The organism is Serpentinimonas maccroryi (assembly GCF_000828915.1).
Lineage (GTDB): Bacteria > Pseudomonadota > Gammaproteobacteria > Burkholderiales > Burkholderiaceae_C > Serpentinimonas > Serpentinimonas maccroryi.
Genome location: NZ_AP014569.1, coordinates 1,282,896 through 1,303,989, shown reverse-complemented (window position 1 = coordinate 1,303,989; position 21,094 = coordinate 1,282,896). Strand labels below are relative to the sequence as shown.

General features: G+C 65.4%; 21 protein-coding genes, 2 tRNA genes and 1 pseudogene. 14 read left to right on the top strand and 10 right to left on the bottom strand.

Annotated elements, in window-relative coordinates; all coding sequences use genetic code 11:
- The first annotated feature begins 49 nt into the window (after positions 1-49).
- From vapB to SMCB_RS05965, 9 genes are all read left to right on the top strand, one after another.
- Positions 50-283, top strand: coding sequence for a type II toxin-antitoxin system VapB family antitoxin (gene vapB / locus SMCB_RS06005; RefSeq protein ID WP_045537733.1), 234 nt, complete (start codon positions 50-52; stop codon positions 281-283).
- Between the two features lies 1 nt (position 284).
- Positions 285-686 carry a type II toxin-antitoxin system tRNA(fMet)-specific endonuclease VapC gene (gene vapC, locus SMCB_RS06000; RefSeq protein WP_045535760.1) on the top strand — a complete coding sequence of 134 codons (402 nt, stop codon included), beginning with the start codon at positions 285-287 and terminating at the stop codon, positions 684-686.
- Between the two features lie 163 nt (positions 687-849).
- Complete coding sequence (gene thrS, locus SMCB_RS05995) at positions 850-2,757, top strand: threonine--tRNA ligase (protein ID WP_045535759.1); 1,908 nt, start codon at positions 850-852, stop codon at positions 2,755-2,757.
- A 45-nt stretch (positions 2,758-2,802) separates the two neighbouring features.
- Positions 2,803-3,411: a translation initiation factor IF-3 gene (infC, locus tag SMCB_RS05990; protein WP_082027267.1), complete on the top strand. Its 609-nt coding sequence runs from the start codon at positions 2,803-2,805 to the stop codon at positions 3,409-3,411.
- A 123-nt stretch (positions 3,412-3,534) separates the two neighbouring features.
- Positions 3,535-3,738 carry a 50S ribosomal protein L35 gene (gene rpmI, locus SMCB_RS05985; RefSeq protein WP_045535757.1) on the top strand — a complete coding sequence of 68 codons (204 nt, stop codon included), beginning with the start codon at positions 3,535-3,537 and terminating at the stop codon, positions 3,736-3,738.
- A 27-nt stretch (positions 3,739-3,765) separates the two neighbouring features.
- Positions 3,766-4,143, top strand: a complete 378-nt coding sequence (gene rplT / locus SMCB_RS05980; RefSeq protein ID WP_045535756.1) for a 50S ribosomal protein L20 — start codon at positions 3,766-3,768, stop codon at positions 4,141-4,143.
- Positions 4,144-4,353: 210 nt separating this feature from the next.
- Positions 4,354-5,424 (top strand): phenylalanine--tRNA ligase subunit alpha, encoded by a 1,071-nt coding sequence (gene pheS / locus SMCB_RS05975; RefSeq protein WP_045535755.1) that lies wholly within the window; start codon positions 4,354-4,356, stop codon positions 5,422-5,424.
- A 57-nt stretch (positions 5,425-5,481) separates the two neighbouring features.
- Entirely contained in the window at positions 5,482-7,923 is a 2,442-nt protein-coding gene (gene pheT, locus SMCB_RS05970; RefSeq protein ID WP_045535754.1) for a phenylalanine--tRNA ligase subunit beta, read from the top strand.
- 105 nt (positions 7,924-8,028) lie between these two features.
- The gene (locus SMCB_RS05965; protein WP_045537731.1) at positions 8,029-8,343 is read left to right on the top strand and encodes an integration host factor subunit alpha; all 315 of its coding nucleotides are present in this window, start codon (positions 8,029-8,031) and stop codon (positions 8,341-8,343) included.
- Positions 8,344-8,390: 47 nt separating this feature from the next.
- Here SMCB_RS05965 and SMCB_RS05960 read toward each other — a convergent pair whose 3' ends face one another.
- The 4 genes from SMCB_RS05960 to tsaE all read right to left on the bottom strand — a co-directional run bounded on the left by SMCB_RS05960 (position 8,391) and on the right by tsaE (position 11,188).
- Positions 8,391-8,879 (bottom strand): methylated-DNA--[protein]-cysteine S-methyltransferase, encoded by a 489-nt coding sequence (locus tag SMCB_RS05960; protein WP_045535753.1) that lies wholly within the window; start codon positions 8,877-8,879, stop codon positions 8,391-8,393.
- Positions 8,880-8,942: 63 nt separating this feature from the next.
- Positions 8,943-9,016, bottom strand: a tRNA-Gly gene (locus SMCB_RS05955).
- Positions 9,017-9,152: 136 nt separating this feature from the next.
- Positions 9,153-10,643, bottom strand: a complete 1,491-nt coding sequence (locus tag SMCB_RS05950) for an N-acetylmuramoyl-L-alanine amidase (protein ID WP_045535752.1) — start codon at positions 10,641-10,643, stop codon at positions 9,153-9,155.
- Positions 10,640-11,188, bottom strand: coding sequence for a tRNA (adenosine(37)-N6)-threonylcarbamoyltransferase complex ATPase subunit type 1 TsaE (gene tsaE / locus SMCB_RS05945; RefSeq protein WP_082027425.1), 549 nt, complete (start codon positions 11,186-11,188; stop codon positions 10,640-10,642). The genes SMCB_RS05950 and tsaE overlap by 4 nt, the downstream gene beginning before the upstream one ends.
- Here tsaE and queG point away from each other — a divergent pair.
- Positions 11,171-12,298, top strand: a pseudogene (gene queG, locus SMCB_RS12445) (tRNA epoxyqueuosine(34) reductase QueG); the annotation flags it as partial. The gene tsaE and the pseudogene queG overlap by 18 nt on opposite strands.
- On the opposite strand, the gene SMCB_RS05940 reads toward queG, so the two are convergent.
- A tRNA-Thr gene (locus tag SMCB_RS05940) sits at positions 12,297-12,372 on the bottom strand. The pseudogene queG and the gene SMCB_RS05940 sit on opposite strands and share 2 nt — an antisense overlap.
- Before the next feature lie 126 nt (positions 12,373-12,498).
- On the opposite strand from SMCB_RS05940, the gene SMCB_RS05935 reads away from it, so the two are divergent.
- Positions 12,499-13,332: an undecaprenyl-diphosphate phosphatase gene (locus SMCB_RS05935; protein WP_045535751.1), complete on the top strand. Its 834-nt coding sequence runs from the start codon at positions 12,499-12,501 to the stop codon at positions 13,330-13,332.
- Here SMCB_RS05935 and SMCB_RS05930 read toward each other — a convergent pair.
- The gene (locus tag SMCB_RS05930; RefSeq protein WP_045535750.1) at positions 13,329-14,198 is read right to left on the bottom strand and encodes an alpha/beta hydrolase; all 870 of its coding nucleotides are present in this window, start codon (positions 14,196-14,198) and stop codon (positions 13,329-13,331) included. The genes SMCB_RS05935 and SMCB_RS05930 overlap by 4 nt on opposite strands.
- Before the next feature lie 217 nt (positions 14,199-14,415).
- Between SMCB_RS05930 and greB the strand changes: the two genes are divergently transcribed.
- Complete coding sequence (greB, locus tag SMCB_RS05925; RefSeq protein ID WP_045535749.1) at positions 14,416-15,015, top strand: transcription elongation factor GreB; 600 nt, start codon at positions 14,416-14,418, stop codon at positions 15,013-15,015.
- On the opposite strand, the gene SMCB_RS05920 is transcribed toward greB, so the two are convergent.
- The 4 genes from SMCB_RS05920 to SMCB_RS05905 all read right to left on the bottom strand — a co-directional run bounded on the left by SMCB_RS05920 (position 14,954) and on the right by SMCB_RS05905 (position 19,124).
- Complete coding sequence (locus SMCB_RS05920; protein WP_045535748.1) at positions 14,954-17,212, bottom strand: RelA/SpoT family protein; 2,259 nt, start codon at positions 17,210-17,212, stop codon at positions 14,954-14,956. The two genes, greB and SMCB_RS05920, sit on opposite strands and share 62 nt — an antisense overlap.
- Before the next feature lie 129 nt (positions 17,213-17,341).
- Complete coding sequence (gene rpoZ / locus SMCB_RS05915; protein WP_045535747.1) at positions 17,342-17,545, bottom strand: DNA-directed RNA polymerase subunit omega; 204 nt, start codon at positions 17,543-17,545, stop codon at positions 17,342-17,344.
- A 38-nt stretch (positions 17,546-17,583) separates the two neighbouring features.
- Positions 17,584-18,201 (bottom strand): guanylate kinase, encoded by a 618-nt coding sequence (gene gmk, locus SMCB_RS05910; protein WP_045535746.1) that lies wholly within the window; start codon positions 18,199-18,201, stop codon positions 17,584-17,586.
- A gap of 2 nt (positions 18,202-18,203) precedes the next feature.
- Positions 18,204-19,124, bottom strand: a complete 921-nt coding sequence (locus tag SMCB_RS05905; protein ID WP_082027265.1) for a YicC/YloC family endoribonuclease — start codon at positions 19,122-19,124, stop codon at positions 18,204-18,206.
- 58 nt (positions 19,125-19,182) lie between these two features.
- Between SMCB_RS05905 and SMCB_RS05900 the strand changes: the two genes are divergently transcribed.
- Together SMCB_RS05900 and SMCB_RS05895 are read left to right on the top strand one after the other, a co-directional pair.
- A complete protein-coding gene (locus SMCB_RS05900) occupies positions 19,183-20,196 on the top strand; it encodes a serine/threonine protein kinase (protein ID WP_045535744.1) in 1,014 nt (337 codons plus the stop codon).
- On the top strand, positions 20,193-21,092 hold the full coding sequence (locus SMCB_RS05895; protein ID WP_045535743.1) for a PP2C family protein-serine/threonine phosphatase: 900 nt from the start codon (positions 20,193-20,195) through the stop codon (positions 21,090-21,092). Before SMCB_RS05900 ends, SMCB_RS05895 begins: the two co-directional genes overlap by 4 nt.
- Positions 21,093-21,094 lie beyond the last annotated feature (2 nt).

Sequence of the window (21,094 nt, the reverse complement as noted above, 5' to 3'; positions counted from 1 at the left end):
CGGCACTGCCTGCTCTATACTGTTGCCATAGAGTACTATGGAGCATGCCATGTCAGTCGCCTCCGTTTTCATCAACAACCGCACCCAAGCCGTGCGCCTGCCGGCCGATATGCGCCTGCCCGACGACGTCAAGCGCGTCCATATTCGCGCTGTGGGGCGCGAGCGCGTGATTGCGCCGCTGGATGGTGCTTGGGACAGCTTTTTTCTCAACTCACCAGCCGTCAGCGAAGATTTTTTGAGCGAGCGTGCCAGCCAGCAGCAAAGCGAGCGCGAAGGCTTCTAGCATGATCCGCTACCTGCTCGACACCAACATTGTCATCTACGTCATCAAGCGCAAGCCTTTGTCTGCCTTGGAGCTGTTCAACCGCCACGCAGGCCACATGGCCATTTCCTCCATCACGCTGGCAGAGTTGCTGCATGGCGCCGAAAAAAGCAGCAGAGTGGCTGAGAACCTGCGCGTGGTAGAAGACTTTGCCAGCCGCCTCGACGTCTTGTCCTATGGCCCCAAGGCTGCCGGGCATTACGGCAGCATCCGCGCCGCCTTGGAAAGAATCGGACAGCCTATAGGCATCAATGACCTGCACATTGCTGCGCATGCCCGAAGTGAAGGCCTGACGCTGGTCACCAACAACCTCGGCGAATTCAGCCGAGTGCCTGCCTTGCAGATGGAAAACTGGGTGGTTTGAGCTTGCAACTTGCGATCGCAGTTGGTTTCTTGGCTTTGTGGAGGTAAAGCTGGGCTGAACTTGCTGGCTGCTTCGTCCACAAGCAGCCCGGCCAGCCTAGGGTGTTTTGTGGGAAAATGATCGGCGCGGCCCCTAGCCGCGTTTCGTTTTTCTGTACCTGCTCATGCTCAATATCACCCTCCCCGACGGTTCTCAACGCCCATTTCCCGGCCCGGTCACGGTGGCCGACGTGGCTGCTTCCATCGGTGCCGGCCTGGCCAAGGCCGCGCTCGGGGGCAAGGTGGATGGTGTGCTGGTGGATACCGCGCACCGGATCGAGCGCGACGCCGCGCTGGCCATCGTCACCGCCAAAGACCCAGAGGGGCTGGAGCTGATCCGCCACTCCACCGCCCACCTGCTGGCCTACGCGGTCAAGGAATTGTTCCCCGATGCGCAAGTGACCATCGGCCCGGTGATCGAGCACGGTTTTTATTACGACTTTGCCTACAAACGCCCGTTCACACCCGAAGACTTGGCGGCAATCGAGAACAAAATGCTCGAACTCGCTGCCAAAGACGAAAAAATCGAGCGCCGCCTGCTCGGGCGCGACGCAGCGGTGGCGCACTTCAAGGCCCAAGGCGAGCACTACAAGGCCGAGATCATCGCCGGCATCCCGAGCGACGAAGCCCTGAGCCTGTACCGCGAGGGCGCCTTTGAAGACCTGTGCCGCGGCCCGCACGTGCCCAGCACCGGCAAGCTCAAGCACTTCAAGCTTATGAAAGTGGCTGGGGCCTACTGGCGCGGCGACCACCGCAACGAGATGCTGCAGCGCATCTACGGCACCGCCTGGGCCAGCAAAGAAGACTTGCAAGCCTATCTGCGCCGGCTCGAAGAAGCCGAGCGGCGCGACCACCGGCGCCTCGGGCGCGAGCTCGACCTGTTTCACATCGACGAACACGCGCCGGGGCTGGTGTTTTGGCACCCCAAGGGCTGGACCCTGTGGCAGCAGGTCGAGCAATACATGCGCGGCATTTACCGCCAGCACGGCTACCACGAGGTGAAAGCGCCGCAGATCCTGGAGCAGACCCTGTGGCAAAAAACCGGCCATTGGGACAAGTACCGCGATAACATGTTCATCACCGAGAGCGAAAAGCGCGACTACGCCCTCAAGCCCATGAACTGCCCGGGCCACATCCTGATCTACAAACAGGGCCTCAAGAGCTACCGCGACCTGCCGCTGCGCTACGGCGAGTTTGGCCAGTGCCACCGCAACGAGCCCTCGGGCGGGCTGCACGGCATCATGCGCGTGCGCGGTTTTACGCAAGACGACGGCCACATCTTTTGCACCGAAGAGCAAATTTTGGCCGAATGCGACACCTTCACCCAGGTGCTGCAAAAAGTCTATGCCGACTTCGGCTTTCATGACATTTTGTACAAGGTCTCGACGCGTCCGGCGGCGCGCATCGGCTCCGATGCCCAGTGGGACAAGGCCGAGCAGGCGCTGATCGACAGCCTGCGCCACGCCGGCTGCGAGTTCCAGATTTCGCCGGGTGAGGGCGCTTTTTATGGCCCCAAGATCGAATACACGCTCAAAGACGCGATCGGGCGCGAGTGGCAGTGCGGCACCATTCAGGTCGATTTCAACCTCGCCGAGCGGCTCGACGCCGAATACGTGGCCGAAGACGGCAGCCGGCGCGCGCCGGTGATTCTGCACCGCGCCATCGTCGGCAGCCTCGAGCGCTTTATCGGTATTTTGATCGAGCAGCACGCCGGTGCGTTGCCGCTGTGGCTGGCGCCGCAGCAGGTGGCGGTGCTCAACATCACCGACGCGCAGGCCGACACCTGTCGCGAAATTGCCAAAAAACTCGAGGCGCAGGGCTTTAGGGTGGCGCTGGATTTGCGCAACGAGAAAATCACGTATAAAATCCGAGAGTTTTCCATGCAAAAGCTGCCTTACCTAGTCGTCGTGGGCGACAAAGAGAAGGCCTCTGGCGCGGTTGCGGTGCGTGCGCGCGGCAACCTCGACCTCGGTGTCATGGCCTTCGATGCCTTCGTGCAGCGCTTGCAGCACGATCTCGACACCAAGGCTTGAGCTTTTGCTTGGCCACCCCCTTCGTTTGAACCAAAGGATTTCACCATCGCTACAACTGCTCCGAACTTCCGCGATCGCCGCCACCGCGAAGAACGCGCCCACCGCCTCAACCGCGAGATCCTCGTGCCCGAGGTGCGCCTGCTGGGCCCAGAGGGCGAGGCCATTGGTGTGGTCAGCATTCAAGAAGCGCTGCGCATGGCTGGTGAACTCGACGTCGATCTGGTCGAAATCGCCGCCATCGCCAAACCCCCGGTGTGTCGCCTGATCGATTACGGCAAGTTCAAGTACGCCGAGCAGAAAAAAGCCGCCGAAGCCAAGTCGAAGCAAAAAGTCATCGAGGTCAAGGAAATCAAGTTCCGCCCCGGCACCGATGACGGCGACTACCACATCAAGATGCGCAACATCCGCCGCTTCCTCGAAGAAGGCGACAAGTGCAAGGTGACGCTGCGTTTTCGGGGCCGCGAGATCACGCACCAAGAAATCGGGCTGGCGCTGTTGCAGCGCATCCGCGAAGAGCTCGGCGATGCGATCGTGGTGGAGCAATTCCCCAAGCTCGAAGGGCGCCAGATGATCATGATGATTGCCCCCGGACGCAAAAAGTCGGGGGGCACCAAACCGGTGTCGGAAACGGCACCCGTCGCCCAGCCTGCTTAAGGGCAGGGCGACAACGCTTGCAGCGGGGCGGTCACCCGCTGCAAGCCATAAGTGGCTCGGGGCCTATAAGCCTGCGGTGGGTATCGCAGCGCCTCACGAGCACCATTCAAGAAGGAGCACAAAATGCCCAAAATGAAGACCAAAAGCAGCGCGAAAAAGCGTTTTCGCGTTCGTCCGGGTGGCACCGTCAAGCGCGGCCAAGCCTTCAAGCGTCACATCCTGACCAAGAAGAGCACGAAAAACAAGCGCCAGCTGCGCGGTGCAGTGAATGTGCATGAGACCAATATGGGTCACATGGCGCAGATGCTGCCCTTTGCCGGCCTGTAATCCAACCCGACGAACAAGGAGTTTTCTATGCCTCGCGTCAAACGTGGTGTAACGGCACGCGCCCGTCACAAAAAAGTATTGGCTTTGGCCAAAGGTTTCCGCGGCCGCCGCGGCAATGTCTATCGCATCGCCAAACAGGCGGTGATGAAGGCCGGCCAGTACGCCTACCGCGACCGCCGCGCCCGCAAGCGCGTGTTTCGCCAGCTGTGGATTGCGCGCATCAACGCCGGCGCGCGCGAACTCGGCCTGAGCTACAGCCAGTTTGCCAACGGTCTGAAAAAAGCCGCCATCGCCATCGACCGCAAGGTGCTGGCTGATCTGGCCGTCAACGACCGCGCCGCTTTTGCGCGCATTGTTGAGCAGGCGCGGGCGCACCTTGGCGCAGCCCCCGCTGTGGCAGCCTGATCTGGGCCTTGTTACGGCGTGATGAGGGCTTGAAGAGGGCCCGATGGCTGGACGCCGCGCTGGTGTGGCGGCCAACCAGAGCCCCCCTCTAGGCGAGGGCCAGCGCTGTACGGCACTGGCCCTTTTTGTTTGTGTTTCCACTTGGCCTTTACCGGCTCCCTTGATAGGCCCATGAGCCGCTGCTGCAAGCCTGGGCTCGGATGCAATGCGATGAACGAACTCGACACCCTGCTGCAATCGGCGCGCGCGCAGTTCGCGCAGGCCCACACCCCCGCCGAGCTAGAAAACGCCAAGGCCCAGTACCTAGGCAAGAGCGGCCGCCTGACCGAACTCATGAAAGGGCTGGCCAGCCTGAGCGTGGACGAGAAAAAGACCCGGGGCGCGGCCATCAATGTAAGCAAGCAGGCCATCGAGGCCGCGCTCAACCAGCGCCGCGCCGAGCTGGCCGAGGCCGAACTGCAGCGCCAGTTGCAGGCCGAGGCGCTGGACGTGACGCTGCCCGGGCGCCAGCGCGGCAGCGGCGGCCTGCACCCGGTGAGCCTGACGCTGGAGCGCATCGAGGCCATTTTTGGCTCCATGGGTTTTGCGGTCGCCGACGGCCCCGAGATCGAAACCGACTGGTTCAACTTCACCGCGCTCAACACGCCCGCCGACCACCCGGCGCGCTCGATGCACGACACCTTTTACGTGCAGGTGGGCGAGCAGCCCGAGCCCTATCTGCTGCGCACCCACACCAGCCCGATGCAGATCCGCCACGCGCTGCAACACGTGCAGCGCCACAAGCAGCTGGCGGGGGCGGATGCCGCCGCGCTGTTTGACGGCGCCATGCCCGAAATCCGCGTGATTGCGCCCGGCCGCACCTACCGCGTGGACAGCGACGCCACCCATTCGCCCATGTTCCACCAGTGCGAGGGGCTGTGGATCGGCGAAAACGTGAGCTTCAAAGACCTGAAGTTCGTGTTCACCGATTTTTGCCGCACCTTCTTCGAATCCGACGATCTGGTGTTGCGATTTCGCCCCAGCTTCTTTCCCTTCACCGAGCCCAGCGCCGAGATCGACATCCAGTTTCAGTCTGGCCCGCTGGCCGGGCGCTGGCTCGAGGTGGCGGGATCGGGTCAGGTGCACCCCAACGTGGTGCGCAACATGGGGCTATGCCCCGAGCGCTACATCGGCTTTGCCTTTGGCATGGGGCCCGACCGCCTGACCATGCTGCGCTACGGCGTGGCCGATTTGCGCCTGTTTTTCGACGGCGACCTGCGGTTTTTGCGCCAGTTTCAATGAGTTTGGTGTTGCCCAGCCTTCGTTGACCCCCCACATTGCCCCGCCCGAGAGCACACGATGCAATTCCCCGAATCCTGGTTGCGCGAATTCTGCAACCCCCCCTTGAGCAGCGAGCAGCTGGCCGACACCTTGACCATGGCCGGCCTAGAGGTCGAAGAGCGCCGCCCCGCCGCGCCGCCTTTTAGCGGCGTGGTGGTGGCGCGCATCGAGCACCTCGAGCCGCACCCACAGGCCGAGCGGCTGCGCGTCTGCCAAGTCGATGTGGGCGGCGGCGAGCGCTTGCAGATTGTCTGCGGTGCGCCCAATGCGCGCGCCGGCATGGTGGTGCCGTGCGCGCGGGTGGGGGCGGTGCTGCCGCCGGGGCCCAGCGGCGAAGCGCTGCACATCGGGCTCGGGCAGCTGCGCGGCGTGGCCAGCCACGGCATGCTGTGCTCGGCGCAGGAGTTGGGCATCGCCGACGACGCCAGCGGCTTGCTCGAGCTGCCCGCCGACGCTCCGCTGGGGCAAGATGTGCGCACCTGCCTGCAGCTCGACGATCAAATTTTCACCCTCAAACTCACCCCCAACCTCGCGCACTGCCTGAGCGTCTATGGCGTGGCGCGCGAGCTGGCCGCGCTCACCGGGGCGCCGCTGCACACCCCGGCTTGGCCGCGCGTGGCCCCCACGCAAACCGAGGTGCTGCCGGTGCAAGTGCTTGCCCCCGATCTGTGTGGGCGCTTCAGCGGCCGCATCGTGCGCGGCATCAACGCCGGCGCCGCCACCCCGGCCTGGATGGTGCAGCGGCTGGCGCGCTGCGGCCAGCGCAGCGTTTCGGCGCTGGTGGACATCTCCAACTACGTGATGTTCGAGTTCGGCCGCCCCTCCCACATTTTTGACTTGGCGCACATCGAGGGCGGCTTGCAGGTGCGCTGGGGCTGCGCCGGCGAGACGCTGCAGCTGCTCAACGGCCAAACGGTGAGCGTGGACGAAACGGTGGGCGTGATCGCCGATGCGCAGGCGCTGGAATCGCTGGCCGGCATCATGGGCGGAGCGGCCACAGCGGTGAGCGACGCCACGCGCGATGTCTATCTCGAGGCCGCTTTTTGGTGGCCCAAGGCCATCGCCGGGCGCTCGCGCCGCTACCACTTCAGCACCGACGCCGGGCACCGCTTTGAGCGCGGGGTCGATCCGGCCACCACGGTCGAGCACCTCGAGCGCATCACCGAGCTGATTTTGCAGATTTGCGGCGGCCAACCCGGCCCGATCGACGACCAGAGCCTGAACCTGCCGCAGCCGCAGCCGGTGGCGCTGCGGGTGGCGCGCGCGGCCAAGGTGATCGGCATGCCGCTCACGCTCGAGCAGTGCGCGCAGGCGCTGCGCCGCCTCGGGCTGCAGGTGCACGAAGGGCAGGGCAGCCTGAGCGTGACGCCGCCTTCGTACCGCTTCGATTTGCAGATCGAAGCCGACCTGATCGAAGAAGTGGCGCGCCTGATCGGCTACGAGCACCTGCCGCACACGCCGCCGCTGGCGCCAGTGACGGCGCTGGCGCAGCCTGAGCGCCGCCGCGGCCCCTACGCGTTGCGGCGCCAACTGGCGCAGCTGGGCTACCAAGAAACCATCAACTTCAGTTTCGTGCAAGAGCGCTGGGAGCGCGACTGGGCGGGCAACGCCCAGCCGATCGCCCTGCTCAACCCCATCGCCAGCCAGATGAGCGTGATGCGCTCCTCGCTGCTGGGCAGCTTGCTGGCGGTGCTCAAGTTCAACACCGAACGCAAGGCCGAGCGTGTGCGCGTGTTCGAGCTCGGGCGCGTGTTTCGTCATGACGCGGCGGTGCCCGACGGCCCCACCAGCGTGGCCGGCGTGGCGCAGCCGCTGCGCGTAGCCGCGCTGGCTTGGGGCGATGCGCTGCCGTTGCAGTGGGGCGAGGGCGCGCGCAGCGTCGATTTCCACGACCTCAAGGGCGATCTGCAAGCCCTGCTGGCCCCGCGCCAAGCGCGCTTCGAGCCGGCCGAGCACCCGGCGCTGCACCCGGGCCGCTGCGCCCAGGTGTGGCTCGACGGGCAGGCGATCGGTTACATTGGCGAGCTGCACCCGCGCTGGCGCCAGAGCGAGGGCTGGCAGCAGGCCCCGGTGCTGTTCGAGCTCGAGCTCGAGCCGCTGCTGCAGCGCGAGCTGGTGCAGGCGCAACCGGTGCACCGGCACCAGCCGGTGCAGCGCGACCTGGCCGTGGTGCTGCCCGAGCGCGTCGCGCACGCCGAGCTGCTGGCCACCGTGCGCGGCGCCGACCGCACGGGCTGGCTCACCGACGTGCGACTGTTTGATATTTACCGCCCCAAACCCGACAGGCTCCTAGGGCACAATGCGGGGGCTGGGGGCCTAGTCGAAGGCGAGCAGAGTTGGGCTTTGCGCCTGACGCTGGAGCGCGACGACGCCAACCTGACCGATGCGCAAATCGATGCCGTGGTGCAGTCGGTGCTGGCCGCGTTGTCGGCACAATTGCACGCGCGCTTGCGCGCCTGATTACCCCATCCGCTGGAGAACCCTGTTGTGAGCCTGAGCAAGCCCCTGCCCGACACCGATCTGAGCGAAACCGCACCAGACGACAACACCCTGACCAAAGCCCAGATGGCCGAGCTGCTGTACCAGCAAATCGGCTTCAACAAGCGCGAATCCAAAGACCTGGTCGAGGCCTTTTTTGACCAGATCGCCGAACGCCTGATTGAGGGCGATGACGTGAAGCTGTCGGGCTTTGGCAATTTTCAGGTGCGCACCAAATCCCCGAGGCCCGGCCGCAACCCGCGCACGGGCGAGTCGGTGGCCATTGCGGCGCGGCGCGTGGTCACGTTCCACGCCAGCCCCAAGCTCAAAGAGGCGGTGCAGGCCGGGATGGTGGAGTCGGCGCAGGCTGAAGCGACGCCTGCACACACCCAGCGGTTTTGAAGGGGGTCTTGAGTAAGCTTTGAGGGGGCCGCTTTGAGTTAGGGCCTTCAGGCCGCAGCCCAGCGCGCTTCTAGGTCGAGCAAAGCCTGTTTGCGCGCCACTCCGCCGGTGTAGCCGGTGAGCTGGCCTTTGCTGCCCAGTACGCGGTGGCAGGGCAGTACGATGCCGATCGGGTTGCGCCCCAGCGCCCCGCCCACAGCCCGCGCCGCACGCGGCCGCCCAATGGCGCGGGCGATGTCTAGGTAACTGCACAATTGGCCCGGCGCGATGCCCGCCAAAGCCCCCCACACCGCCTGCTCAAAGGCGCTGCCCCGGCTCAGGTCGAGCGGCAGATCAAAGCGTTGGCGCACACCGGCAAAGTATTGCTCCAACTGCAGTGCGGTTTGGCGCAGCAGCGGGAGTTCGGGGTTGGGCGCTGCGACGGTGGCCCAAGCGGGAATACCAGATTGGTCGGCAAACCAAACGCCCAGCAGGTGTTCGGGTTGTGCCACCAGCAGCAACTCGCCTATGGGGCAGGTGAGGCGGATTTGGTGCATGACGGCGGTGCTGAAACCCGGTTATGCAACCGCGAGGTAGCGCGCAGAAAGCACGCGGTCGAGTGGAGCGGGTGAAGGGAATCGAACCCTCGTATCAAGCTTGGGAAGCTGGCGTTCTACCATTGAACTACACCCGCAACAGGCCGTTGCGCGAGGTCAACGGGCCTGAATCATAACCGATTCATAACCGATCTGTGGCCGGTTGCTCCCCCAGCGGTTTACACCCAACGGGTTGCTTGTGGGTAATTTGCTGGATCATGCTGCAGCGCGTTATCAGACTTCGCGCCGGCGTGCCAGGGGTGGGTTGCGCTCGAAGTAGGCGACGATGCCGCGCAGCATGGCGTCGGCCATCTGGTTTTGAAAGCGCGGGTCGCGCAGGCGGCGCTCTTCGTCGGGGTTGCTGATGAAGGTGGTTTCGATCAACAGGCTGGGGATGTCGGGCGCGCGCAGCACGGCAAAGCCGGCTTGTTCGACGCGGGGCTTGTGCAGGCGCCCGACACGGCCTATTTCGCGCAACATCACATCGCCCACGCGCAGGCTGTCGTTGATCTGCGCCGTCGTGCTCATGTCGAGCATGATGCGCTGCAGCACCGTTTCTTGCTCGCGCAGATTGACCCCGCCCACCTTGTCGGCGGCGTTTTCACGGTTGGCCATCCATTGGGCGGCGGCGCTGGTGGCACCGCGTTCGCTGAGCGCAAACACGCTCGAGCCGCGTGGGCGCGGCGTGAAAAACGCATCGGCGTGTACGCTCACAAACAGATCGGCCTGCACCCGGCGCGCCTTTTGCACCCGCACCCGCAGCGGCACGAAGTAGTCGCCGTCGCGCGTCATGAAGGCGCGCAAGGTGTGGCCGTTGACTTGGGTGCGGTTGACGCGATCGCGCAATTTGCGGGCAATCGACAGCACCACGTCCTTTTCGCGCGTGCCGCCAGGGCCGATGGCCCCTGGGTCTTCGCCGCCGTGACCGGCGTCAATGGCAACGACGATCAGGCGGTCGGCGCGGCCGCCGGTGCTGCCGCTGGGCCCGGCGCGTGGCCGGCTTGCACCCGAGGCGGTTGCGGTCGGAGTCGAAGGCCTGGTGGGGGCCTGGTTGGCCTGAGCCTGAGCGGGTGGGTCTGGCGTGGCAGCAGCCGGAGGGGGCGGCAGCCTGATGGTTCCAAGGCTGGGCGCAGCGGCGCGCTGGTCGTCAGGCAAGCGGGCAATCAACTCGCCCAGCGGGTCGGGGGGGCTGGGCGCAGCGGGTGCCGGAACAGGCGCGCTGTCGTTGGGGGCTCCAGCGGCTGCCGTGGCGGGTTCGTTGAGCTCGCGTAGGCGCTGCGCAATCAGTTCATCCAGCGGGTCGCGCGCTTGCACGGGGTACAGATCGAGCACGAGGCGGTGCTGGAACGCGGCCACCGGGGTGAGCTGGAACACCTGCGGATTGATCGGGCGCTTCAAGTCCACCACCAGCCGCACCACCCGGGGCGCGTGCTGCGCGACGCGAATCGCGGCCACGTTGGGGTCGTCGGGGCGCACCTTGCCGGTGATCTGCTGCACCATCGGGGCCAGCTCGATGCCCTCGAGGTCCAGCGCCACCCGGGGCGGGTCGGTCATGAAGTGCGGCGTGGCTTGCAGCGCGGCGTCGGATTCGATGGTCAGGCGGGTGTAGTCGGGCGCCGGCCACAGGCGCACGGCCACGATGGTGGCACCCCAAGCCAGCTGCGGCGCGCCGAGCGTGAGCACCAAGCTCGAGCCCAGCCACTGCAGGGCGCTGCGGCGCCTCATGCCTGCAAAGCCTCCAGCAGACGCACGCCCCGTGCACTGCGCGCGCGCACCCGCAACCGGCGGCTGTCGTCGGCCAGGGTTTCGAGGTGCAGTTCGAGGTCGGGCATGGGCAACATTCCAGCGGCTTTTTGGGGCCACTCTACCAGCTTGAGTCCGGGTTGTGTAAAAAGTTCACGCAGTCCCGCATCTTCCCACTCTTGAGGGTTGATTAATCGATAAAAATCTGCATGCACGGCCTCCAAGCCGGCGCTCCAGCGCGGGCCCGCTTCGAGGCGGTAGGTCTCGACGATGGCGTAGCTGGGGCTTTTGATGCGGCCCTGCACACCCAAAGCGCGCAGCAGATGGCGCACAAAGGTGGTTTTGCCGCTGCCCAGATCGCCATGCCAGTGCAAGTGCGCCTGCCCGATCTGGTCGCAGGTGGCCAGCCGGGCAGCGAGCGCAGCCGTGGCGCTCTCATCAGCCAGCAGCAGGGTTGTGCAGGCCAGCGGCTGCGCCGCCGGGGCTGTGCTTCCTACAATCGCAGGGTTATGTTCGATGCGGCTCAATTCGTCACACAAATACAAGGCTGGGGCCGGGAGTTGGGATTTTCGCAAATCGGCGTGGCCAGCGTCGATTTGTCCAGCGCCGAAGACGGGCTGCGGCGCTGGCTCGAGGCCGGCTTTCACGGCGAGATGGGCTACATGGCCGCGCACGGCCTCAAGCGCGCCCGCCCGGCCGAGCTGGTACCCGGCACCCTGAGCGTGATCAGCGCACGCATGGATTATCTGCCCAGCAGCCACGGGCCTGATTGGCGTGAGCAAGAATGGCATGGTTTGCAGCAGCCTTTGCAAGGCAGCGTCGCCTTGTACGCCCGGGGGCGCGACTACCACAAGGTGTTGCGTCAGCGGCTGCAGCGGCTGGCCCAGCGCATCGAGCAGGGTTTGCAAGAACAGGGCGGGCCAACTGCGGCTGCGCCCACCGACAGCAGTGCGGCGGCGCAGAACCCTGTCAGCTGGCGCGTGTTCACCGACTCGGCCCCGGTGCTCGAGGTCGAGCTGGCGCAGCGCAGCGGCCTAGGCTGGCGCGGAAAACACACGCTGGCCTTGAGCCGCGACGCCGGCTCGATGTTTTTTTTGGGCGAGATTTTCCTCAACTTTGAACTGCCCCCCAGCGCCGCAGTCAGCGGCCACTGCGGCCACTGCCGCGCTTGCCTCGATGTGTGCCCAACGCAGGCCATCGTGGCCCCGTACCGGCTCGATGCGCGCCGCTGCATCGCCTACCTCACGATCGAACATGCCGGGCCGATTGCGCCCGAGCTGCGGCCCCTGATCGGCAGCCGCATCTACGGTTGCGACGACTGCCAACTGGTGTGCCCGTGGAACAAATACGCCCAGCGCGCGCGCGTGCCCGATTTCGAGCCGCGGGAGCCCCTGCAAGCGCCCGAGCTGCTGCGCGTCTGGGGCTGGAGCCAAGCGGACTTTGAGCGCCACACCGAAGGCACCCCGATTCGGCGCATCGGCCACGAGCGCTGGCTGCGCAACGTAGCGGTGGCGCTGGGCAATGCGTTGGCGGGCGGGGGGCTGGAGCCAGAGCAGGTACAAGCCATACGAGCAGCGCTGGCCAGCCGGCTCGAAGACCCGAGCGCCTTGGTGCGCGAGCATGTGCGCTGGGCATTGGTGCCGGAAAGAGGAATCGAACCCCCGACCTTCTCATTACGAATGAGCTGCTCTACCGACTGAGCTATTCCGGCTTGTGGGGCGGCGCGCTGGCGTCGGCCACCCAGCCTCCGATTATATTGCCTTGGGGGCTGGCTGCAGTGAGGGCTTGCCGGGGGAGGGGGCAGTTACACTGCACCCTTCGCGTTTTTTGGCTTCGTATGGACATCGTTTTGCTGCTCAAGGCCGCCGTGATGGGGCTGGTGCAGGGCATCACCGAGTTTTTGCCGATTTCTTCCACCGGGCACCTGATCCTGACCTCGGCCTTGCTCGGGCTCTACGGCGAGAAGGTGCGGCTGTTCGAGGTTGTGATCCAGGTCGGGGCGCTGCTGGCCATCGTCTCGGTCTATCTGGAGCGGTTGCTGGACACTGCCAAGGGGCTGCCGCGTGGCGACGCCGTGGCTTGGCGCTTCACCAGCAACCTCGTCATCGGCTGCCTGCCGGCGGTAATCCTGGGAGTGCTGTTCTTCGACTTCATCACCGGCGTGCTGTTCAACCCGCTGGTGGTGGCCTTCAGTTTCATCTCGGGCGGGCTGGTGATCCTGTGGGTCGAGGCCAGGCAGGCGCGTCAGCCGCCGCAGCGCATCCAAGAGGTCGACGCGGTGGGCTGGCGCGATTCGCTCACCGTTGGGCTGATTCAGTGCCTGGCGCTGGTGCCGGGTGTGAGCCGCTCGGGGGCCACCATCGTCGGGGCCATGGCCTTTGGCTTTTCGCGCCGCGCCGCCACCGAGTTCAGTTTTTTTCTCTCGATCCCGATGCTGGTCGGGGCAGCGGGCTATGACCTGTACAAAAACGCCGATCTGCTCACCCGCGCCGACCTGCCGTTTTTTGCCGTCGGCATGGTCGTGACTTGGCTTTCGGCTTGGGCTTGCGTGCGCTGGCTGCTGCGTTACGTGGCGCAGCACACTTTTGTGCCCTTTGCCTGGTACCGCATCGGCTTTGGGCTGCTGGTGCTGCTCACGGCCTACATGGGCTGGGTGGACTGGACGCGCTAAGAAAAGCTGCGCAGCGCCCGGTCGATGGCCGCCGCGCTTTCCTCGGGGCGCTCCATGGGGAACAGGTGGCTGCCCTCGATGGTTTGCAGCCGCTCGCTGGGCGTGTTGCCTACCAGCTGGTGCGTGAGCGCCAAGCCCACTTGGCGCAGCTCGACCGAATCGCTGCCGCCGATGAAGGCCAGCGGACACGCCAGCGGGTGCCGGCGCAGCAGCCGGTCGAGGTGGTGCGGCAAGGTGTTGTAGATGGCGGTTTCGACTTCGCGCTCGAAGCTGAGCACGCGCCGGCTGCCCTGGGCGGTGGCGACCTCGTGCGTGCCGTGCTCGATGTAGTCGTGCAGCACCCGCTGGTCCCAGCGCGCAAAGGCTTTTTTGTGGGCAAAGTGCGCCAGCGCCTCGGCCGCGTTGGCCCAGCTGTTGCGCCGCTTGCGGCTTACCTGCCCGGGCGACACGGCGCCGATGAGCCGCGTCCGCTTGGCGGCTTCTAGGGCGCGGGCACGCCAACCGCTGAGCAGGGGCGAATCGAGCAGCACCACCCCGGCCACCGGCTGGCCGCCCAGCAGCGGGTGCTTGGCGGCGCACATCAGGCTCAGGAAGCCGCCCAGCGAATGGCCCACCAGATACAAGGGCGTGCCGCGCTCGGCCGCGCTGGGGTACTGGCGCAACACGAAATCGGCCAGCTGCTGCACCAGGTGCGGCCAGTTGCTGGTCACCGGGTAGGCCGGGTCGTGGCCAAATTTTTCGGGCGCACTGACCGAGTAGCCCAGCTGCTGCAAGCGCTCGAACAGCACGCGGTAGGTGGGGCCGGGAAAGCTGTTGGCGTGCGAAAACACGATCCGGGGTTGCGCTGGCGGTGGCGAAGGGGTCATCAAAACGGCAGGGTGAAGCGAAGGGCAAAGCGAAGGGGAGCAGCAAAGGGGCAAAGCGGCTGCTCAAAGGGGCTGCTCAAGGCGGCCAGACCAGAGCGCCGATTCTCGCCGATCGGTTGCTTGCGCCACCCCCAAAGCGGCGCCGCTGCGCCCGGCCCATGTCGCACAATCGACACCAAGCCAATCTGTTTTTTTAGCCCGCAACGGGGCCCGTGCCATGAGCAAAGCCTTCACCAAAGAAACCGATGCCGACGACGGCGCGGACGATACCCCCGGTGCCGCCGCGCTGCCCGCTGGCGGCAAAAATTACATCACACCCGCCGGCCACCAGCGCCTGCGCGCCGAGCTCTTGCACCTGCTCGACGTCGAGCGCCCGCGCGTGGTCGAGGTGGTGCACTGGGCCGCCAGCAACGGCGACCGCTCGGAAAACGGCGACTACCTGTATGGCAAGAAGCGCCTGCGCGAGATCGACCGCCGCATCCGTTTTTTGACGCGCCGACTCGACATCGCGGTGGTGGTCGACCCCAGCCTACAGCACGGCAGCGAGCAGGTGTTTTTTGGTGCTCGGGTACGCTACGCTCGCGCCGACGGCAGCGAGGCCACGGTGCAGATCTTGGGCATCGACGAGGCCGAACCGAGCCTGGGGCAGATCAGTTGGGTGGCACCCGTGGCGCAGGCGCTGCTCAAAGCGCGGGTGGGCGATGAGGTGCGGGTGCACACCCCCGCGGGTTGGGAGCTGCTGGAGGTGCTGGAAGTCAGCTACCCGGCCGCTGCGGCCGCAGGCGTTGCGCCCGCACCACCGACGCCGTGCGCTTAAGCTGGCGCAGCACCTGGGCCAGGTGCACGCGGTCGCGCACCGCCAGCGCAAAGCGCAGGTCGATGGTGTTTTGGCCGCGCTCGTCGCCCATGTGCAGGTGCGTGATGTCGGCCTCTGCCGCCGCCAGTGCCGCCGCCACCTTGGCCAGCACGCCGGTGCCGTTGTTCACGGTCACGAGCACGCTGGTCTCGAACGCCCGTGCCGGCTCCTCGGCCCATTCGACCTCGAGGAAGCGCTCGCTGTCGCGGCGCAGCAGGCGCTTGCCGACGGGGCAGTCGTCGGTGTGCACCACCAAGCCGTCGCCCTTGCCCAGATAGCCGACGATGCGGTCGCCCGGAATCGGCAGGCAACAGTCGGCGTATTGCACCGAGGCGCCTTCGCTGCCGTCGAGCGAGACCACGCCTTGGCTGGCTTGGTCGGCGGCGGCGATGCCGTAGCGCTCTTGGCTGATCAGCAGCACGTCGGGCTTGTGGCCGATCTCGCCCAGCAGCGCAGCCAGTTTTTTGGCCACCATGCCAGCGATGCGCTTGCCCAGACCAAGGTCGGTGAGCAGTTCGCGCCGGTTGCGGTTGCCGGCAAAGCGCAGCAGTTTGTCCCACGCCGCTTGGTGCGCTTCGTCGGCGTCGTCGGGCAAGCCGATGAAACCCTCGGCGCGCAGCGCCTGCAGCAGCAAGCGCTCGCCCAGTGCGTGCGATTCTTCGAGCGCCAGCGTTTTGAGGTGGTTGCGGATTTTGGAGCGCGCGCGCCCGGTTTTGACGAATCCGAGCCAAGCCGGGTTGGGTTGCGCGTGCGGCGAGGTGAGGATTTCGACCACGTCGCCGTTTTTGAGCCGGGTGCTCAAGGGCACCTGCTCGCCGTTGACCTTGGCCCCGATGGCGCGGCTGCCGACATCGGAGTGGATGGTGTAGGCAAAATCCACCACCGTGGCGCCGTGCGCCAGCGTGAGGATGCGGCTCTTGGGCGTGAACACATAGACCGAATCCGGAAACAGGTCGATCTTGATGTGGTCCAAAAATTCGGCCGCGTCGTGCGTCAGGTGCTGGATGTCGAGCAGCGATTGCAGCCACTGCGCATCGGGCTCGATGGCGGCCTGGGCGTCGGGCGCGCTCGATTTGTAGAGCCAGTGCGCGGCCACGCCGGATTCGGCCACCACGTCCATCGCCGGGGTGCGCAACTGGAATTCGATGTTGGCGCCCAATGGCCCGACCAGCGTGGTGTGCAGCGACTGGTAGCCGTTCATCTTGGCGATGGCGATGTAGTCGCGGAACTTGCCCGGCAGCGGTTTGTAGATCTGGTGCAGGATGCCCAGCGCCCGGTAGCAATCCAGCAGCTCGGGCAGGATGACGCGAAAACCGTACAGGTCGGTGACTTGGGCAAAGGACAGGTGCTTGCTGTCCATTTTGTTGTAGATCGAGTAGAGCGTTTTTTCACGCCCGACAATGCGCGCCTCGAGGCCGTGGCGCAAAAACGCGCCCTCGATCTCGCCGCGCACCTTGGCCACGAGGTCTTTGCGGCGGGTTCGCGATTTGTCCAGCGCTTTGGAGAGCGCCTGATAGCGCCAAGGGTGCAGGTGCCTGAAGGCGAGGTCTTGCAGTTCGCGGTAGTTGTTGTTCAGGCCCAGCCGGTGCGCGATGGGGGCGTAGATTTCGAGCGTTTCGGCGCTGATGCGGCCCCATTTGCGCCGCGGCATGTCGCCCAGGGTGCGCATGTTGTGGGTGCGGTCGGCCAGCTTGATGAGGATCACGCGCACGTCGCGCGCCATCGCCAGCAGCATTTTGCGAAAAGATTCGGCTTGGTTTTGCTCGCGGCTGTCGAATTCGAGCTTGTCGAGCTTGGTCAGGCCGTCAACCAGATCGGCCACTTGGGGGCCAAAGGCTTGCACCAGATCGTCTTTGGTGCAGCCGCAGTCTTCGAGCACGTCGTGCATCAGCGCCGCGCACAGGGCTTGGGCATCGAGTTTCCATTCGGTGCACTGCAGCGCCACGGCGATCGGGTGCGTGACGTAGGGGTCGCCGTTGTTGCGCAACTGCCCGGCGTGGGCTTGGTCGGCAAAGCGAAAGGCCTGCCGCACTTGTTCGATTTCGGCGGCGCTGAGGTAATCCAAAGCCGCCTCGAGCGCGGAAAAGCGGGCCGCAACCAAGGCCTGCGGTGCGGCCGAGGCGCCGGTTTCGGTGGTGGCGATGGCTTGCTCGCTCATGATCCCGCTACTTTAGCCGCTTTGGCTTGGGCTTGCATGACGGACGCCACTATAGTCCCGGCGCTCGCGTGGCCGAGCGGCCCCATGCTGGGCTGGGTGCCGGGCTGGGTACGAGGTTCGGTACCGGATTCAGGAGGGTACTTTTTTGAGCATTTCCAGCCCGATTTTGCCGTCGGCAATTTCGCGCAGGGCGGTCACCACCGCTTTGTTTTTGCTCTCGACCTTGGGGGTGTGGCCCTGGTTGAGCATGCGCGCCCGGTAGGTGGCGGCCAACACGAGCTGAAAGCGGTTGGGGATTTTTTCCAGACAATCTTCGACGGTGATGCGGGCCATGGGGTGCGTATTGAAGTGAATGGACGGGGCTTGAGCGCTTAGATTTGCAGGGCCGCGAAGATCGCGGCGCGCTGGCGACGCTGGGTGGCCACACGCAAGCGCTGAGCCTGGGCGATCGTCTGCAGATCGAGCAAGGCGCGCTCAAAAGAATCGTTGATTATAACGAAGTCGAAGCGATCGACTTGCGCCACCTCGGCCACCGCATTGCGCAGCCGCAGTTCGATCACCTCGGCGCTGTCTTCGGCACGCCGCTGCAGGCGCTGGCGCAGCTCGTCCCAGCTCGGGGGCAGGACAAAGATCAGGGCCGCATGGGGGAACTGCTGCTTGATCTGCAGCGCGCCTTGGTAGTCGATCTCCAGCACCAGGTCGGCGCCGCTGCGCAGCGCGTCGGCCAGCGCCTGGCGCGAGGTGCCGTAGCGCTGGCCGTGCACGTGCGCCCACTCCACAAAAGCGCCCTCGGCCAGCAACTGGTCAAAGGTCGAGGCGCTCACGAAGTGGTACTCGCGCCCATCGCGCTCCTGTCCGCGCGGCGCCCGGGTGGTGTGCGAGACCGACAGCGCCAGTTGCGCGTCGGCTTGGCGCCAGGCCTTGACCAAGCTCGATTTGCCGGTGCCGCTGGCGGCACAGACGACGTAGAGGTTGCCGGGGTAGTCCATGTTCATTCGAGGTTTTGCACCTGTTCGCGCATCTGCTCGATCAGCACCTTCATATCGACGGCGATGCGCGTCAGCGCCAAGCTGGACGATTTGCTGCCCAAGGTGTTGGCCTCGCGTTGCAGCTCTTGAATCAGGAAGTCGAGTCGCTTGCCCACCTCGCCGCCGCGCTCGAGCAGTTGCCCGATTTCCTTGAGGTGCGACTGCAGCCGCGTCAGTTCCTCGGCGATGTCGAGCCGCAGGGCGTAGGCGGTGGCTTCGCTCAGGGCGCGCTCTTGGGCGGCGGCCGGGGCCGGGGCCGAAACGGATGCGGTGGCGGTGTGGCCCATGGCCTCGTTCCAGCGCTCCAGAAAGCGCAAGCGCTGCTGCTCGACCTGGGCCGGCACCAGCGGTTGCGCCTGCTGCGCCAGCGCCTGCAGTTGCTGCAAGCGCTCGTGCAGCGTCTGGGCCAAGCGTGCGCCTTCGCGTTCGCGGGCGCTGCGCAAATCGTGCAGCACCTGCTCGAACAAGCCGGATACGGCCTCGGTCAGGGCGCTGGGGAGCGGGGTCGAACGCGCCACCAGCTGCAGCAGCTCGGCCACCGAGAGCTCGCGCGCTTGCGGCATCCAAGTGCGGATTTGGTCTTGCATGGCGAGCAGTTTTTGCAGTTCGGCGCTGCTGGGGGCGCGCCAACCGGCGTCGGTCCGGCCCTCGACCCACGCGCGCACCTCGACCTTGCCGCGCTTGAGAAGCGCTTGCACGCGCTCGCGCAACGCTGGTTCGCTGGCGCGCAGCTCGTCGCTCAAGCGAAAGCCCAAGTCCAGAAAGCGGCTGTTGACGGAGCGAATCTCGACCCCCAGCACGAGTTCGGGCGCGTGCTCGGGGGCTGCGGCGGGGCGCAGGCGCTGGCTGGCGCAGGCATAACCGGTCATGCTGTAAACTGGCACGGATTCACTCTCTTGTTGATCTGATTGCAAAGCTGCGGGTGCTCGCTCTGCGCCGATTATGTCAAAGACCAAACCCGCCCCCCTGCCCCCCGACACCCTCATAGGCGGTTACCGGATCGTGCGCCTGCTGGCCAGCGGCGGCTTTGGCTTGGTTTATCTGGCGCTTGATCCCGCTGGGCTCAAGGTGGCGCTCAAGGAGTACCTGCCGGCTGCTTTGGTTCTGCGCGCTGCCGGCGAGCTCTTGCCGGTGGTGCCGCCCGAAAAGCTCTCGCTGTACCGCCTAGGCCTGAAAAGTTTTTTTGAAGAAGGACGGGCGCTGGCGCAGATTTCGCATCCTTCGGTGGTGGGGGTGCAGAATTTTTTTCGCGAAAACGAGACCGTTTATATGGTCATGGACTTGCTCGAGGGCGCCTCGTTGCAAGAGTTCATCGTCACGGCGCGCGCGCTCAAGCGCAAAAAGATTTTGCGCGAGGCCACCATCCGCTCGCTCTTTGATGAGTTGTTGCGCGGCTTGCGTATCGTGCATCAGCACAAAATGCTGCACCTGGACATCAAGCCCGCCAACGTGTTCATCACCGACGCCAACAAGGCCGTGTTGATCGATTTTGGCGCCGCGCGCGAGGTGCTGAGCAACGAAGGCAACTTCGTGCGCCCCATGTACACCCCGGGCTTTGCTGCCCCCGAGATGTACCAGCGCGGTGCCCAGTTGGGCCCCTGGACCGATCTGTACGCCGTGGGTGCCTGCCTGTACTCTTGCATGCAGGGCTACCCGCCCCATGACGCGCCGCAGCGCCTCGAAAAAGACCGGCTGCCGCTGGCCATGTCGCGCCTGCGTGGCTTGTACTCCGACAGCCTGATCGAGGTTGTGCAGTGGTGTATGGCGATGTCGCCCACCGCGCGGCCGCAGTCGGTGTTCGAGCTACAAAAAGAATTGCAGCGCGAACCGGTTCCCACCTTTACCCCGCCTAGCCTGGCCGACAAGCTGCGCCAGCAGGTCGGCCGCATCTGGCCGGGTTCAGCCAAACTGCCGGTCACGCCCTCGGGGCGCTCCAGTTTTTATCCCAAGTCATGAAATTTTCGGTTTATCAAGTCAGCAGCCAAGGAGGGCGCGACGACAACGAGGACCGCCTGGGCTACACCCACTCTCCGGAGGGGGTTTTGCTCGTCTTGGCCGATGGCATGGGGGGCTACAGTGGCGGCGAGCGTGCGGCCGAGATTGCGGTGCGGATTTATACCCAGTCTTTCCTGGCCCAGGCCAAGCCCCGGCTGGCCAACCCGCCGGTTTTTCTGCAGCACACTTTGCTGCAAGCCAACCGCGCCATCGTCGATTACGCCCGCTCCAACGACCTGCCCGAGCAGCCGCGCACCACCTTGGTGGCGGCGGTGCTGCAAGACGGCCAACTGTGGGCAGTGCACGCAGGCGACTCGCGCTTATACGGGTTGCGCGACGGGCGGGTGTGGTTTCGCACGCGCGACCACAGCCACCATGACAAGCCTGAGCTGTTTGCGCACCTGCCCCCTCCGCCCAATCGGAATCTGCTTTTTACTTGTTTGGGTTCGTCCACGCCGCCTTTGTTCGATCACACCGGCCCTTTGGCGCTGCGCCCTGGCGATCAGTTGCTGTTGTGTTCTGATGGCTTGTGGTCGCCCTTGAGCGACGACGCAATCGCTTCTGGCCTGCAAGGGCGCTCGCTGCGCGATGGCGTACCCGACATGGTGCGCCTGGCCTTGCTCAAGGCCGGCCCGCACAGCGACAACGTGTCTCTGCTGGCGCTGGAGTGGGAGGGCGCCGGAGCTGCCGAGCCGGCGCCCCAAGCCACATTCGACGCAGCCCCTAAGCCAAATGCCCACAACCAGCCGCCCTCCGGGGCGGATAGCGATGTGTTCGATCTGGAGCGCATCGAGCAATCGATCGATGAGATCCAAGCCGCCATCCGCCGCACCGCCAATGGCCGCAACCGACCCTAATA